This is a genomic window from Enterobacter sp. 148H3, from assembly GCF_034107425.1.
Taxonomy (GTDB): Bacteria; Pseudomonadota; Gammaproteobacteria; order Enterobacterales; family Enterobacteriaceae; genus Enterobacter; species Enterobacter vonholyi.
The window spans coordinates 281,104-299,239 of the sequence record NZ_JAWNEI010000003.1; the positions used below are offsets into that span (position 1 = coordinate 281,104).

Consider the following 18,136-nt stretch of genomic DNA (forward strand, 5'->3'; position numbering starts at 1 on the left):
TTACGGGATGATTAAAAAACGAACGCTTTCTAAACGAGCCCGCAAAATAATCTTGTGAAATATAGGGTTATGACTATTCGTGTAAAGAAATGCCAAAAGGCCGCGGGGATCGCTCCCCGCGGCGTTGTTTTACGCAATTAACAGCTGATGGTTCGCCAGCAGCGTCGCCAGATCCGTCTGCACGCCGTTCAGCGTCACCAGAGTGGTCGGCGAGAACTGGCCGCCCGTACCGTCCAGGTCAACCTGGATCTCGGTATTGCTGCCGTTCTGCACCACGCGGATGTAATCGCTGATATTGCCCGCGCTGCTGTCCAGCGTGGCCACGCCGTTCACATAGCTCGCCGAGCCCGTGCCGGTATAGCCGCTGCCGGAGAGCAGATCGCGCAGGTCAATACGATCCGTGTCCGCTGTCCCTTCCCAGGTCCCGACCGTAAAGCCGTTCACCACGTCGTGACCGTTACCGCCCGTCGCATCCGACGCGTTGATCAGCTTGTAGAGCAACGTATCGTGACCGCCGCTGCCAATGTTGAAGGTGTCATTTCCGCCGCGGCCTTCGAACTGGTTATCACCGCTGTTGCCGGTGATGACGTCGTCGAAATCCGAACCGTTAATCCCTTCAATGTTCAGCAGACGCGTGGTGCCGAACCCGGTGTCCTGCGCGGTTGAGAGGCGCAGGTCAACGGTTACGCCGGAGGTCGCATTGCGGTAATCCACCACGTCCATCCCACCGGTTTTGCTCCAGGTGTCATAGTCGGAATGGGTATTCCAGCCGCCGGAACCGTTGTAGGTATAGGTGCCGTTTTCCGCGATAAAGGTGTCGTTATACCCGGTCCCGGTGATAGTCCCGCTGTGGCCGCCGGTGGCGGCTTCGGCCGTCAGGACATAGCCCTCCTTGCCGTTGCCTGCTTCCAGACCGCTCCAGGTGACGTTATCCGACACGCCGTTGGTGATCTTCAGGATCTCAGCCGAATAGGTTTCATTCGGATCCAGCCCGTAGAAGCTCACCAGCGCAGAGGTATCGTTCGAACCGATACCGGACTGGGCGTTGATGATCTGCGAGGCCACCAGCACGCCCGCGGCGTTGTACAGATTGACCGTGTTGCCGTAGTAGGCGTTGATGCCCTCGCTGTCGACAATGTGCAGATGCATCGCGGTGCCGTCAGCAATGGTTTTGCTGTTTTGCACCAGCACCACCTTGCCGTTCTGCTGAGAAACCAGCAGGTCCTGCGCGCCGTCCCAGTTGTAGTCGACAGCCGCCACGCCGGTGACGTTCGCCAGGCCTGAAGCCAGCTGGCTTGAGGTCCAGGTAGAGCCGTAACCGTTGTTGGTGAACAGGGTCGCCGTTTGCGAGCCGCTGTAGGTGCTGAGCTTGACGATGTCCATCTGTCCGTCGCCGTTCCAGTCCACCGCCACAGACAAATAGCCCGCCGCTGCGTTAGAGGCTTCTACCGCGCTCTTGGTGCCCGAGAGCTTCCCGGTACCGTCGTTGTAGTAGATCACCCCGCCGTTGTTGTTGTAGCTGCTGCCCAGGTACAGATCCATGTAGCCATCGCCGTTGAAGTCCGCCCACGTCATGGATGCCGCCGTGGTGGTATTTGAAGCGTTTGCCACAAACACGTTCGTCAGGTTCTGACCGATGGAGAGCGTGCCGTTACCGTTGTTGTTGATCACGGTTAACGAGTACGCGCCGCTGCGGTTAGTGTGCTGGACAATATCTACCGTGCCGTCGTTGTTCAGATCGACGCCGGAGATTTCACGCATGGTGGTGAATTGCCCCCAGAAACCTGCTCCGCCATTGGTCCCATCCGGCGACAGTACGCCGTTCTTGTTGATCAGGTACGTAATGGAGTCCGCGCCGGAGTCACCGTAGGCCAGATCCAGATACCCATCACCTGTTTTATCGTACGCAATCACGCCGCCGTACCAGATGGTAGTGCCCATTGCCAGCTGGCTGGCGTTATAGGTGCTGCCATCGTAGGTCCACATCACCTGCGTTGAACCGGCGTAGGTATTTTCCGTCGCGAAAATGTCCTGCGTGCCGTTACGGTCAAAGTCGGCGGCGGTCTGGCTCACCACGTAGTAGTTACGGGTGTTGGTCAGCGTATTGCCGGCATAGGTCGAGCTATCGCTGCTGGAGTATGACTGGCCGTTAGCGATGATATTCCACAGACCGCTGCTGTTCATGCCGAGGGTCATGGTGGAGTTGTTGCTGTTCCCCGCCGTGGTTGCCCAGTCGGTATTCACCGAGGTGGTATCAATCACCAGGCTGCCGGTCGCCGTACCGGTGGTATTGCCGTTACCCGCGCTGCTCTTCACCTGCGCGGTCACGCTGTAGCTTGCCACGCTCAGCGCATCGCCGTCCGGGATCTGCAGATACCAGGTGTTGTGATCCGGGTCGACTACCACCGCACCGCCGGTCTGGGAGGTGTAGGTTTTGCCGTTCACCGTCACCACCAGATATTCGCCGTTCACCAGGTCAGCGGAGACGGTACCGCTGACGATCGGCGTAGTGTCCGACGTGGTCTGCGCGGTGATCGCCGCCGTGGTGGTCGGGATGCTGGTATCGACGTTCAGCACAAAGCCGTCGGATTCCGTGTAGTTTCCGGCCCTGTCGGTGACGCGCACGATGTAGGTGTGATTCCCGTCGCTCAGGCCGTTGTCCTGGAAGGACCAGCTCGCGCTGCCGTTCATGGTCACCTGGCCGAGCAGAACCCCGTCACGGTAGAGCTGCACGATCTCGCCGTCATCCGGGGCACGGTTCAGCGTCCCGTTGATCAGCGGCGAGTTATCGTCCGTTGCCACCGCGCTACCAAAGGTGCCCTGACGCTCGCCTTCGCCGTCGGTGTAGCTCACGACCGTGCCAACCGTGGTCGGCGGCGTGGTGTCTACCGTGACGATCTGAGACGCGGTGGAACCCACATTGCCCGCCTGGTCGATAATCCGCACCTGGTAGGTGTAGTCGCCGTCAGGCAGATCGCGGGTATCGGTGTAGCTCCAGCGCTGGTTGGTGACCGTGGTATCGAGCCACGTATTCCCGCCGTCCAGGCTGATCTGTACGCGCTCGTCGCTTGCCAGCGCGCTGCCCAGCGAACCGTTAATGGTCAGCGTGGTGTCCATGGTGATGAAATCACTGCCGGACTGGCCGGTATCTTCGCTGATGCTGTCGATGGTGACGCCGTACTGCGGCGCCTGGGTATCCACCGTCACCGCCTGCGAGGTGGTTGCCCCAACGTTCCCCGCCAGATCGACGACCCGTACCTGATAGTTATGGCTGCCGTCGGTCAGTGTACGCGTGTCGCTGTAGCTCCACTGCGTGCCGCTCACGGTGGCGTATACCCAGGTGCTGCCGCCGTCCATGCTCACCTGCACGAATTCACCCGCGCCGAGTTCTGCGCCGAGCGTTCCGTGCAGCGTGTACGAGGTCGAACTGGTCAGGAAGTCGTTATTGTCGAAGCCGGTATCCACGGTGATGTTATCCACGGTCACCGTAATCGCCGCATCCGGGGCGACCGTATCGACGGTCACCTGCTGATGGGCGCTGGCGCCCACGTTACCGGCCGCATCCACCACGCGAACGTAGTAGTCATAGGTCTGGTTACCCAGCGTGCGGCCGTCCACGTAGTACCAGCTGTTGCCGGTGACAATCACGTTCTGCCAGGTGACGCCGCCGTCGATGCTGATCTGCGCGTATTCCCCGTCGGCCAGCGTCGCGCCGAGCGAGCCGTGCAGCGTCAGGGACGTGTCGCGAGTGATAAAGTCGCTGCTGCTCAGGCCGGTATCGTCGCTGATGCTGTCGATGGCGATCGTTTTGCTGGCGTCCGGCGCAACGGTATCAATGGTCACCACCTGAGAGGCGGTGGCGCTGATGTTGCCCGCATCGTCAATCACGCGCAGCTGGTAGTTGTAATCCCCGTCGGCCAGCGTGCGGCCATCGACGTACGTCCAGCTCAGGCCGCTGACGCTGACGTCGGTCCAGGTGACGCCGCCGTCAAGGCTGATCTGCGCGTGGTCGCCGCTGCCCAGCGCCGCACCGAGCGTGCCTTTAAGGCTGATCTGGTTGTCGCTGGTGATAAAGTCGCTGCCGGACAGGCCGGTATCCTGCGTAATGGAATCCACGGTAATGGTGGTTGCCGCAGGCTTCGTCAGATCAATCACCACGTCCTGGCTGTCCGTTGCCCCCACGTTGCCCGCGTTATCAATCACCCGCACCTGGTACTGATACGTACCGTCCGTCAGGGTGCGGCCATCGGCGTAGCGCCAGATGGTGCCGGTCACGGTCAGGTCAATCCAGGTGACGCCGCCGTCGAGGCTGATCTGCGCCTTCTCGTTATTGCCGAGCTGCGCGGTCAGCGAGCCGTTGACGACGACCTGACTGTCGTTGGTAATGAAATCCGTTGCGCTCAGGCCGGTATCGTTTTGCAGCGAATCAATACTTATCCCCATCGACGGCGCGGTGAGATCCACCGTGACGGTATGGTTATCGCTGGCGCTGTTGCCGATGGTGTTGCTCACCTGCGCATTGATGACGTACGAGCCGCCGTCTGCCAGCGCGGTCACGTCAGCGCTGCCCACCGTATAGCTCCAGGTACCGTCATTCTGGACGGTAGCCGCATAGGTTTTACCGTTCAGCGTGATGGTTACCGTCTGGCCTGCAGGCGCGTCGGTGGTACCGCTGATAACCAGCGGCGTGCCGTGCTCGGCGGCGTTGACGATATCATCCTGCGCAAAGGTGTTGATGGTGATGGTTGGCACATCGCCGTTCAGCGTCACGTCGTGCGTTGCGCTGCCCGGGTTGCCCGCCTTATCGTTCACCGAAGCGGTGATGGTGTACTGCCCGTCGCTCAGGCCGAGGAAATCACGGCCCGGCACGAAGACCGACCACGATCCGTCCGCCCCGACGGTCGCCTGATAGCTGTGCCCGTTGAAGGAGACGGTCACCGTCTGGCCCTGTTCCGCCGTGGTCGTACCACGGATCGTCTGGCCCGCCAGCTGCTCCGCGTCGTTGACGATATCGTCATCGGCCACGGTGCTGATGGTCACGGTTGGCGCAACGGTGTCTACCGTTAAGGTGTGCGTGGTCTGGCCGTTATTACCGGCTTTATCGTTGACCGAGGCGGTCACCGTCAGCGCGCCCTGGCTCAGGACGGCCAGATCTGCCGCCGGCACGTCGAGCGTCCAGGTGCCGTCGCTGCCGACAAGCGCAGTATAGGTTTTGCCGCCCAGCGTCACGGTAACGGTCTGACCCGCCTCCGCGCTGGAAGAACCGTGCACGGTCAGCGGCTGCTGCGCTTCCGCGGCGTTCAGCATGTCGTCAACCGACAGCGTCCCAATGCTCACCACCGGCGCAGTGGTATCCACGCTGATAGTATGCGTTGCGGAGGCGCTGTTGCCCGCGCTGTCCTGTGCCGATACGGACACCTGATAGCTGGCGCCATCGGCCAGGGCGCTGACGTCTGCAACCGGTACGGTAGTCGTCCAGGTGCCGTCGCTCTGAATGGTGGCCGTATAGCTCTTGCCGTTCAGGGTCACGGTGACCTGAGTCCCGCTGGCGAACTGCGCGCTGGAGCCGTTAATCACCAGTGACGAACCGGCTTCAGCCGCGTTGATCACGTCGTCACCGCTAAGGGTGTTCACCGTCAGCGCCACGGAGGCGGTGTTGACCACCACGTCATGGGTCTGGGTGCTGCTGTTACCCGCGCTGTCGGTAATGGTCGCGCTGAGGGTCACGGTGCCGTCGCTCAGGGCGGAAATCACGCTGGCCGGAACGCCCACGCTCCAGTTGCCGCTGGCGTCAACGGTGGTGGTGTACTGGTGCGAGCCGAGGGTGATAACCACTTTATCCCCGACGTTCGCGCCGGTTGCCGACCCGCTGACGATCTGCGCCTGGCCGTGCTCCACGCTGTTAATGACGTCATCGCCCGCGACAACGTTAAAGCTGACGGTCGGCGGCGTGGTATCAAGCGTAATTGTCTTGCCCGCGCTGCCCGGGTTACCCGCGGCGTCGCTCACGCTAACCTGCACGGTGTAGCCGTTATCCGCCAGCGTGGAGAGATCGCTGCCCGGCACGTTAACGCTCCAGATGCCGCCCTGCAGCACCTGCGCGGTATAGCTCTTACCGCCCAGCGTCACGGTGACCGTCTGACCGACTTCCGCCGTAGTGGTGCCGGAGATGGCAACGCCCGCAGCCGCTTCGCTGCCGTTAATCACGTTATCGCCTGCAACCGTATCAATGGTCACGGTTGGCGCAGTCGCGTCCACGCTGTACTCACGCCCCGCCGACGCGCTGTTGCCGTGCGCGTTGGTGACGTTCACCTGCACGCTGGCATCGCCGTCCTTCAGGCCCGCGAGATCCGCAGACGGCACGGTGGCCGTCCAGTTACCGTCAGCATCCACCTTCGCGGTGTACGTCTTGCCGCCAAAGGTAACAGTAACGGTCTGGTTTTCCTCCACGTTCGAAGTGCTGCCGGAGAGCACCAGATCCGCGCCTTTTTCCGCCGCGTTAATCACGTCGTCGGTGGCAATCGCATCGATGCTGATAGCCACCGACGCCAGGTCGACGGTCACGTCATGGCTGATGGTCACCGGGTTGCCCGCCGCGCTCTGACCTGCAACGGTCACGGTGACGGTACCTGCTGCGAAGGCCGCGACGTCTGCCGCCGGGATCGCCGCGTTCCAGGATCCGTCTGCCAGCACGGAGGCCGCATAGGTTTTGCCATTGACGGTCACGGTGAGCGTTGTGCCTGCCGCCAGCCCGTCGCTGGTGCCGGAGACGATCAGGTTTTGAGTATGTTCGATGCTATTGATCACATCGTCGCCCGCCACGGTATCAACGCGCAGGCCCGGCAGGCTGGCGTCGATAACGATTTCGCGCTCGCCGGTCCCGGTGTTGCCATGGCCGTTGGTGACGGTTGCTGACACCGTCAGGTCACCGTTGCCCAGCGCCGTCAGGACGGACTCCGGCACGCTCACGGACCAGGTCAGATCGCCCTGCACCGTCGCGGTGTAGGTGTTGCCACCAATGGTCACGGTGACGGTATTGCCCGCCTCCGCGTTCGTTACCTTGCCGCTGAGGGTCTGGCCCGCGGCCACTTCCGCCGCGTTGATGACGTTATCGCCCGCCACGGTGTTGATGGTGACGGTCGGCAGCGCGGTATCCACCAGCAGGTTCGCGGTGTTGCTCACGCTGTTGCCCACGCCGTTGGTCGCGCTCGCGCTCAGGGTGTAATTCGCTTCGCCCAGACCCGCCAGATCCGCTGCCGGAACGGTCAGGCTCCAGGTGCCGTCTGCCGCCGTCGTGGCCGCGTAGTTTTTACCGTTCAGGGTCACGGTCACCACGGTACCTTCCGCCAGGTTGGCGCTGGTGCCGCTGACGCTCAGGTCCTGACCTTTCTCCACCGCGTTCAGCACGTTATCGCCGCTGATGGCGTTGAAGGCCACGGACGGCAGGCCGGTATCGACGGTCACGTTATGGCTGCCGCTACCGATGTTGCCCGCCGCGTCGGTAACCGACGCCGTGACGGTCACGGTGCCGTCGCTGAGGCCGGAAATCACGCTCGCCGGGACGCCCACGCTCCAGTTCCCCGCCGCGTCCAGCACGGTGGTGTACGTCTGGCCGCCGATGGTGACGGTGACCTTATCGCCCGCAGCCGCGCCGGTGGCGGTGCCGCTGATGATGTGCGCCTGGCCGTGTTCTGCGAGGTTAATGACATCGTCGCCCGCCACGGTATTGATGGTCACCGCAGGAACGGTGACGTCCACCGTCAGAGTGTGATCAACCGACGCCGGGTTGCCCGCCTTATCGCTTACCGATGCGGTAACGGTCACGCTGCCGTCCGTCAGGGCCGCAACATCGGCCGCCGGGACGTTGAGTGTCCAGCTGCCGTCCGCGCTGACGGTTGTGGTGTAGTCTTTGCCGTTCAGCGACACGGTCACCGTCTGGCCAGCTTCTGCAGAGCTGGTACCTGACACGGTCAGATCGCTCTTCGCTTCGGCGGCATTCAGAATGTCGTCCGTCGCCAGGGTATTAATCGTGACGGTCGGCGCGGTGGCATCCACGCTGTACTCACGTCCCGCCGAGGCGCTGTTGCCGTTGACGTTGGTGACGCTCACCTGCACGCTGGCATCGCCGTCCTTCAGGCCAGCCAGATCCGCAGACGGTACGGTCCAGGTCCAGCTGCCGCTGTCGTCCACCGTGGTGGTGTAGATTTTGCCGTTCAGGCTGATGGTCACGGTCTGCCCGGCTTCCACGTTGGTGGTCGCACCGGACAGCACCAGATCCGCGCCCTTCTCCGCCGCGTTAATCACGTCGTCGGTCGCAATCGCATTGATGCTGATGGCAACGGTCGCCAGATCCACCGTCACATCGTGGCTGATGGTAATCGGGTTACCCGCTGAGCTGTCGCCGGTCACGCTGATTTTGACGGTGCCTTCCGGCCACGCGCTCACGTCGGTAGACGGAACAGCCGCACTCCAGGAGCCGTCCGCCAGCACCGTGGCCGCATAGTCTTTGCCGTTGATGGTGACGGTCAGCGCCGTGCCCGGCGCCAGCCCGTCGCTGGATCCGCTGACGATCAGGTTTTGAGTATGTTCGATGCTGTTGACCACGTTGTCGCCCGCCACGGTATCGACGCGCAGGCCCGGCAGGTTAGCGTCGATAGCGATTTCGCGCTCGCCGGTACCGGTGTTGCCGTGGCCGTTGGTGACGGTCGCCGTTACGCTCAGGCTGCCGTTACCCAGCGCGGTCAGCACGTCAGACGGCACGTTGACGGACCAGGTCAGATCGCTCTGCACCGTCGCGGTGTAGGTGTTGCCGCCAATGGTCACGGTGACGGTGTTGCCCGCTTCGGCATTCGCCACGGTGCCGCTCAGGGTCTGGCCTGCCGCCACTTCCGCCGCGTTAATGACGTTATCGCCCGCCACGGTGTGGATGGTGACCGTTGGCAGCGCGGTGTCCACCAGCAGGTTCGCGGTGTTGCTCACGCTGTTGCCCACCCCGTTGGTAGCGCTCGCGTTCAGGGTGTAGTTGGCCTGACCCAGACCCGCCAGATCCGCCGCCGGAACCGTCAGGCTCCAGGTGCCGTCTGCCGCCGTCGTGGCCGCGTAGTTTTTGCCGTTCAGGGTCACGGTCACCACGGTGCCTTCCGCGAGGTTGGCGCTGGTGCCGCTGACGCTCAGGTCCTGACCTTTCTCCACCGCGTTCAGCACGTTATCGCCGCTGATGGCGTTGAAGCTGACCGAAGGCAGACCGGTATCGACGGTCACGTTATGGCTGCCAGTACCGGTGTTGCCCGCCGAGTCGGTAACCGACGCGGTGACGGTCACAGTGCCGTCGCTGAGGCCGGAAATCACGTTCGCCGGGACGCCCACGCTCCAGTTCCCCGCCGCGTCCAGCACGGTGGTGTACGTCTGGCCGCCGATGGTGACGGTGACCTTATCGCCCGCTGCCGCGCCGGTGGCGGTGCCGCTGATGATTTGCGCCTGGCCGTGTTCTGCGATGTTAATCACGTCATCGCCCGCCACGGTATTGATGGTCACCGCCGGGACGGTGATATCTACCGCCAGGTTGTGATCCACCGACGCCGGGTTGCCCGCCTTGTCGCTTACCGATGCGGTAACGGTCACGCTGCCGTCCGTCAGGGCCGCAACATCGGCCGCCGGAACGTTCAGCGTCCAGCTGCCGTCCGCGCTGACGGTTGTGGTGTAGTCTTTGCCGTTCAGCGATACGGTGACCGTTTGGCCCGCTTCGGCGGTGCTGGTGCCGGAAACCGTCAGATCGCTCTTCGCTTCGGTGGCATTGAGAATGTCGTCCGTCGCCAGGGTATTGATGGTCACGGACGGTGCGGTCGCATCCACGCTGTACTCGCGGCCCGCCGAGGCGCTGTTGCCGTTGACGTTGGTGACGCTCACCTGCACGCTGGCGTCGCCGTCTTTCAGACCCGCCAGATCGGCCGCTGGCACCGTGGTCGTCCACTTGCCGTCGGCGCCTACGGTCGCGGTGTAGCTCTTGCCGCCGAAGGTGATGGTGACGGTCTGATTTTCTTCGACGTTTGAGGTAGTGCCTGAGAGCATCAGATCCGCGCCCTTCTCGGCCGCGTTAATCACGTCATCGGTGGCGATGGCGTCAATGCTGATGGCAACGCTCGCCAGATCCACCGTTACATCGTGGCTGATGGAAACCGGGTTACCGGCGCTGCTCTGGCCGGCAACGGTCACGGTAACCGTGCCTGCACTCAATGCGCCGACGTCTGCAGCCGGGATCGCCGCGCTCCAGGTGCCGTCCGCCAGCACGATCGCCGGATAGGTCTTGCCGTTTACGGTCACGTTCAGCGCCGCGCCTGCCATCAGCCCGTCGCTGGAACCGGTGATAATCAGGTTCTGCCCGTGTTCGATGCTGTTGATCACGTCGTCACCCGCCACGGTATCCACGCGCAGGCCCGGCAGGTTAGCGTCGATCGTGATATCGCGCTCAGCGGATCCGCTGTTGCCGACGCCGTTGGTCACGCTGGCTGACACCGTCAAATCGCCGTTGCCCAGCGCCGTCAGAACAGATTCAGGCACATCGACGGACCAGGTGAGATCGCTCTGCACCGTTGCGGTGTAGATGTTACCGCCAATGGTCACGGTCACGGTGTTGCCCGCTTCGGCATTCACCACCTTACCGCTGATGGTCTGGCCGGCTGCAAGCTCTGCCGCGTTAATGACGTCGTCGCCCGCAATGGTGTTAACGATCACGCCCGGCAGAACGGACTCCACGTTCACGGTGTGAGACGCGCTGGTGCTGTTACCGACGCCGTCCGTCGCCGAGGCGGTGACGGTGTAAAGCGCCTCGCCCAGCTGACCGACTTCGCTCGCCGGAACGGTGGTGGTCCATTTTCCGTTATCGTCCACCTGCGCACTGTACGCTTTGCCGTTGAGCATCACGGTCACCACCGCGCCTGCCGCCAGGCCGGAAGCCGTACCGGAGAGGGTCAGATCCTGGGTTTTCTCAGTATTGTTGATTACATCGTCACCGGAAACGGTGTCAATGGTCAGCCCCGGCGCGGTCAGGTTCACCTCTACGCCGTGCGTGGCGCTGTTGCTGTTGCCGGCTTTATCGGTCAGCGCCGCGGTGATGGTGTAATCCCCGGCGGCCAGCGCGGTTACGTCCGCCGCAGGCACGCCAATGCTCCAGTTGCCGGAGGCGTCGAGAGTGGCGGTGTACGATTTGCCGTTGAGGGTGACGGTGACCACATCGCCCGCCGCCGCGCCGGTCACGGAACCGGTGACAATCAGGGCCTGCGCATGCTCGGCGCTGTTGATCACGTCGTCGTCGGAAACGGTGTGAATGGTCAGCTGTGGAACGGTGGTATCAACCAGCACGTCGCGATCCGCGGAGGCCGGGTTGCCCGCTTTATCCGATACGGCGGCGCTGACGGTGTAGTTTCCGTCGGCAATCGCGCCCAGATCGGCGGACGGTACGGTCACGCTCCAGCTGCCGTTAGCCTCAACGGTGGTGGTGTAGTCCACGCCGTTCAGGGTCACGGTGACGGTCTGACCCGCTTCGGCGTTGGTGACGCCGTTAATCACCAGATCCTGCTGCGCTTCGGCCGCATTGATGATGTTGTTGTCGCTGATGATTTCAATAGACACCGTCGGCGCGGTAGCGTCCACGCTGTACTCGCGGCCCGCGGAGGCGCTGTTGCCGTTCACGTTGGTGACGCTCACCTGCACGCTGGCATCGCCGTCCTTCAGGCTGCCCAAATCGGCAGACGGCACGGTGGTTGTCCAGTTGCCGTCGGCATCGACCGTCGCGGTGTACGACTTACCGCCGAAGGTGATGGTGACGGTCTGGTTTTCTTCCACGTTGGTGGTGGAGCCGGACAGCACCAGGTCCGCGCCTTTCTCTGCCGCGTTAATCACGTCGTCAGAGGCAATCGGGTTAATGCTGATGGCGACTGCCGCCAGATCCACCTTCACGTCATGGCTAATGGAAACCGGATTGCCCGCCGCGCTCTGGCCGTCCACGGTCACGGTGACCGTGCCCGCATTCAACGCGCTGACGTCTGCCGCCGGAATGGCCGCCGTCCAGGTCCCGTCCGCCAGCACGGTTGCGGCGTAAGTTTTACCATTGACGGTCACCGTTAACGCCGCGCCCGCTGCCAGGCCTTCGCTGGAGCCGGTGATAATCAGGTTTTGAGCGTGCTCGATGCTGTTGATGACATCGTCGCCCGCCACGGTGTCGACCCGCAGGCCAGGCAGGTTAGCGTCTATCACGATTTCGCGCTCGCCGGTTCCGGTGTTGCCGTGGCCGTTGGTGACGCTGGCTGACACGGTCAGATCGCCGTTCCCGATGGCGGTTAAGATCGTGGACGGCACGTTGACCGACCAGCTCAGATCGTCCTGAACCATCGCGGTGTACGTATTGCCGCCAATTGAAATCGTGACGGTGTCACCGCTCGCCGCGCCGCTCACTTTCCCGCTCAGGGTCTGTCCGGCAGCCACTTCCGCCGCGTTAATAACGTCGTCCGTGGCGACCGGGTTGATGGTGACCTGCGGCAGCGCGCTGTCGACCAGCACGCTGTGACCGGTGCTCGCGCTGTTGCCCGCGGTGTCGGTTACGCTCGCCGTCACCACGTAGCTCGCTTCGCCCAGCGCCGAGACGTTTGCCGCCGGAACGGTCACGCTCCAGTTCCCGCTCGCGTCGGCGGTGGCCGTATAGTTGATGCCGTTCAGCGTCACCGTAATGGCGGTTCCTTCCGGCTGGTTGCTGGTGCCGGACACCTGCAGATCCTGGCCTTTCTCTGTCGCGTTGATCACGTCGTCAGCCGCCAGGGTATTGATGGCAATGACCGGCGCGGTCAGGGAGACGTCAAACTCGTGCGTCGCGGTGGTGCTGTTACCGGCTTTGTCGGTGAGGGTCGCAGAAATCGTCTGCTCACCGTTGACCAGCGCACCCACGTCCGCCGCCGGAACGCCCACGCTCCAGCTGCCGGACGCATCCAGCATGGCGGTGTAATCTTTACCATTCAGGGTCACGGTGATCGCGTCACCCGCCTGCGCGCCCGTCACCTTACCGGAGACGATCAGCGCCTGGCCGTGCTCGGCAATATTGATGATGTCATCGCCCGCAACGATGTTGAATGAAATCTGCGGTACGGTGGTGTCGACCAGCACCGAGGAGCCCGCGCTGGCCGGGTTACCTGCCTTATCTGACACGGTCGCCGTTACCGCCGCGCTGCCATCGGTAATGCCTGCCAGATCCGCCGCAGGCACGTCCAGCGTCCAGCTGCCGTCCGCCTGCACCTGCGCGCTATATTGGTTGCCGTTGAAGGTCACGGTGACCGTCTGGCCCGCTTCGGCAGTAGAGGTCCCGCTCAGGGTCAGATCCTGCGCCGCCTCTGCCGCATTCAGCATGTTATCGCCGCTGATGGTGTTGATGGTAACCGTCGGCGCGGTGGTGTCGACGCTGAATGCCTGCGCCGAAGACGCGGCGTTGCCGTTCACGTTGATGACGCTGACCTGAACGCTGGCGTCGCCGTCTTTCAGGCCGCTCAGATCGGCAGCCGGAACGGTCCAGGTCCAGTCGCCGTTGCCATCCACCGTCGTGGTGTAGGTTTTCCCTGCGAAGGTGATGGTTACGGTCTGGCCCGCTTTAACACTGGAAGTGGTGCCGGACAGCACCAAATCCTGGCCTTTTTCCGCCGCGTTAAGCACGTTGTCGTCGGTCACGCTGTTGATGGTGATGGCGACCGGCGCGAGATCGACGTCCACGACGCTCCCGATGGTTACCGGGTTGCCAGAAGCATCCTGCGCGCTTGCCTTGATATCCAGCGAGCCATCCGCCCACTGGGACACGTCCGCAGCAGGTACCGCTGCCTGCCAGGTGCCGTCCGCCAGCACCGTTGCGGAATAGGCTTTGCCGTTGATGGTCACGGTCACGGCGCTGCCCGCCGCCAGATCGGTGCTGGTTCCGGATACAATCAGGTTCTGCGCGTGTTCAATCACGTTGATCACGTCGTCGCCTGCGACCGTATCAATACGCAGTCCCGGAAGCTGGGCGTCGATGGTGAAGTCGAGCGAAGAGGAACCGGTATTGCCGTGCGCGTTGGTGACGCTGGCCGATACGGTGAGATCCCCGTTGCCGAGCGCGGTGAACTGGCTCTCGCTTAACGGCAGGCTCCAGGTCAGATCGTCCTGTACGGTAGCCGTGTATGTCTGGCCGCCAAGGATAATCGTGACAGTGTCACCTGGCGCCGCGTTCGTGACTTTGCCGGACAGGGTTTGCCCTGCCGCCACTTCCGCCGCGTTAACGATATTGTCGCCCGCCAGCGTGTTAATCGTCACCACCGGCAGCGAGCTGTCTACCAGCACATCGTGTGAGGCTGAGGCGCTGTTGCCTACGCTATCGGTGACGTTCGCCGTCACGGTGTAATTCGCTTCGCCCAGCGCCAGCACGTTTGCCGCCGGTACGGTCACGCTCCAGTTGCCGCTGGCGTCAGCGGTGGCCGTGTACTGAATGCCGTTCAGGGTCACCGTAATAGTCGTGCCTTCCGGCTGGTTGCTGGTGCCGGAAATCTGCAGATCTTCGCCTTTCTCGGTCGCGTTAATCACGTCGTCCGCCGCCAGCGTGTTGATACCGATGACGGGCGTCACGGTATTCACCACCACATCCAGCGAACTGCTTCCGGTATTGCCGGATCTGTCGGTCACGGAGACGTCAACTGTCCAGGTGCCGTCAGCCAGCCCCTGCACGACGGACGCCGGCAGGCCAAGGCTCCATTTGCCCGCCGCATCCACCACGGTGGTGTAATCGACGCTGTTAATAGTGATGGTCACCAGATCGCCCGCTGCCGCGCCGGTGACGGAGCCGCTCAGGACCTGCGCCTGTGAATGGGCGAGCTGGTTAACGGTGTTGGTGTCGGTGACAAAGCTGTTGATGGTCACCTGCGGCACGGTCGCGTCCACCAGACCCACGCGGTCGGCGCTGCTGGTGTTGCCCGCCACGTCGCTCACGGTGGCCGTCACGGTAACGATGCCATCGTTGAGGGCACCGACATCAGCCGCCGGGACGCTCAGTTGCCAGGTACCGTCCGTCTGGACCGTAGTCTGATACGTTTTGCCGTTCAGCGTCACGGTAACCGTCTGGCCGGGTTCCGCACTGCTGCTACCGCTTAACAGTAAATCCTGCTGCGCTTCAGCCGCGTTGATGATGTTATCGGCGGTCAGGTTATCGAGCGTAATCGCCGGTGGCTGCGTATCCACCGTGACTACGCGCGACGCGTCGGCACTGTTGCCGTTGACGTTAGTGACGCTGACGCTCACCTGCGCGCGCCCGTCGATGAGTGTTTCCATGGCGCTGGCGGGCACGGTCAGGCTCCAGGAGCCGTCCTGCTGCACCTGCGCGGTGAAGGTCTGGTCGGCGAATTTCACCACCACGGTCTGCCCCGCCTCCACGCCCTGCGTCTGGCCGGAAATTGTTAAATCGGCGCCTTTTTCTGCCGCATTCAGCAGGTCGTCGCCGGAGACGGTATCAATGGTGACCGCCACGGCGTTCAGATCCAGTTCAATCGGGTGTTCAGCCGCAACGGTGTTGCCCCAGGCATCTACCGCGCTGACGCTAACCGTGATGCCTCCCGCGCTCCAGGCCTGCAGGTCCGCCGCCGGGACGCCGATCTGCCAGTTGCCGCTGGCGTTAACCGCGGTAACGTAATCAACGTTGTTGATGGTAACGGTAATCTGCGTGCCGGCAGCCAGATGGGTGCTGGAGCCGGTGACGCTCAGATCCTGCTGCTGTTCGATCGCGTTGATGACGTCATCGCCGGAAATGGTGTTTACGCGCAGGCCCGGCAGTTCAGCATTGATATTGATATCGCGCTCGCCGGTGCCGGTATTGCCGTGCCCGTTGGTCACCGACGCGGTAAAGGTTAAATCCCCGTCGCCAAAGGCCTGAAGATCCGCTGACGGAATTTTCACGCTCCAGGTCAGGTCGCTGCCAACCGTTGCGGTGTAGCTCTTGCCGCCCACGGTGACAGATACGGTATCGCCCGCCGCCGCGCCGGTAACGCGACCGCTGAGGGTTTGATCGACGCCCGCTTCGGCGTTATTGACCAGGTTGTCGCCCGCAAAGGTATTGATAATGACCTGCGGAAGTACGGTATCCACCAGCAGCGTCGCCCCGGCAGAGCCGCTGTTACCCACGCTGTCGGTACCGCTGACGCTGACGGTGTAAAGGGTGTTCGCCAGATTCAGCACGTCGGAAACCGGCACCTGGACCGCCCAGATACCGTTTTCAACGGTGGCCTGATAGCTGACGTTGTTCAGCGTCACGGTGATAGCGCTGCCGTCAGGCAGGTTGCTGGTGCCGGTGAGGCTCAGCGGCTGCATTGCCTCCTGAGCATTCAGCACGTTGTCCTGGCTGATGGCGTCAATCGTAAATTCTGGCGGGTTTCCGCTCAGCGTAATATCGTGCGTGGCGCTGCCGGTGTTGCCTGCCGCGTCGGTCACGGAAACTGAAATTGTATGGTTACCTTCTCCCAACGCGCCCAGCACGGACGCCGGAACGCCTACGCTCCAGCTGCCGTCCGCCAGCACCACGCCGGTGAAGGACTGTCCGCCAACGGTCACGGTGACCACATCGCCTGCCGACGCGCCGCTCGCCTGCCCGGAAATAATCTGCGCCTGCCCCTGCTCGCTGATATTGAGGGTATCGTCGCCCGCCACGGTATCGATAGTGACGACCGGCGCGGTGGTATCAACCGTGAAATCTCCCGTCACGGACGTACCGTTGCCCGCTTTGTCGCTAACGTTAACCGTCAGACTGTGATTGCCCTCGTTGAGCGCCTGCACGTCGTTCGCTGCAAGCGTGACGGACCAGGTGCCGTCGCTACCCACCGTAGCGTTATAGTTTTTACCGTTCAGCGTGACCGTGACGATCTGACCGGCTTCCGCATTCGTTTTACCGGTCAGGGTCAGCGGCTGATTGTGCTCAGCCGCATTAATGATGTTGTCCTGCGCGAGGGTATCGACAGAGAGGGTTGGCGCGGTGGTATCCACGCCAATCGTCTGGCTGCCGCTCACGGTATTACCCGCCGCGTCTTTACCGCTGACGTTAACCGTCCAGGTGCCGTCGCCCAGCGCCTGCGCGTCTGCTGCAGGCACGTTCACGCTCCACGCGCCGTCTGCCCCGACTTCAGCCGCGTAGGTTTTGCCGTTCAGCGTTACGGTAAGTAAGGTACCCTGCGCCAGGTTTTTGCTGGCTCCGGAAACCGTAAAGCCCGCGGATTGTTCGCTGGCGTTCAGCACGTTATCGCCCGCCGTGGTGGCAAGCGTAATGGCGGCATCGGCGGTTGAAACCGTCACGGTGATACTACCCGCAGAGGTGGTTTTACTGCCGTCGATCTGCACGACCGACCAGGTATGCTCCCCGTCCGTTTGCGTCGGTAACATTACCGTCCACGTGCCGTCTTTGCCGACCATCGTGCTCGCAATGGTGCTGCCGCTACTGTCTTTGACCTGGATGGTCGCGCCCGGCTGACCGGTACCGCTAAAGGTTGGGTTGCTGTCGTCCGTGATCTCGTTTGCGCTCAGCACGCCCTGCTTGTCACCCGCTTTATCCGACAGCAGGAAGGTTGGCGTGGCGCTTTCCACCTCTTTCGTATTATCAATAACTTTTGTCTTAGTTTCGCCGTCGCCGCCGTTTGCCAGCAGTGCCCCGATGGCACCGCCACCTAATGCAGCTCCCGCAATCCAGCCCCACGGCGCGTCGCTTAAGACGCTTTCCTGTTCAAGGAAAGGTTGAATGCTGCTAATCGGTGTGGCCTGCGCGGTTAACTCGGTCACCGCAGCGCCTGACGCGTCCCCGGCATCGGCAAAAGAAATATGCGTCAGTTCCTGACGATCGTTGAATACCAGCTCTGACTGAGTATGCGTTTCAGGATCTTCAACAAAATAGTTATTGCAGCGAATAACGCTGCCATCTTTCATATAAATAAGGAGGTCTTTACCCTGGCGGACATAGCGCACCACATCCTGAGCAGAACCCTGGATTTCAATCACGCTCGGGGATGAAATAGAGACCGACAGATTTCCTTCGCCGGTTAATTTCGTTTTCTCCGCCGTTTTGCGAATGATGACATCAACAACTTTTATGTTACTCATA

General features: G+C 62.4%; 1 protein-coding gene. It reads right to left on the minus strand.

Annotation, left to right across the window (positions count from 1 at the left end; genetic code table 11):
• Positions 1-129: 129 nt before the first annotated feature.
• Positions 130-18,135: an Ig-like domain-containing protein gene (locus USH94_RS05865; protein WP_111964661.1), complete on the minus strand. Its 18,006-nt coding sequence runs from the start codon at positions 18,133-18,135 to the stop codon at positions 130-132.
• Position 18,136 lies beyond the last annotated feature (1 nt).

Bases quoted from the DNA above. Each gene is read 5' to 3' on its own strand.
- USH94_RS05865 (WP_111964661.1), bottom strand. From the start codon at position 18,135: ATGAGTAACATAAAAGTTGTTGATGTCATCATTCGCAAAACGGCGGAG.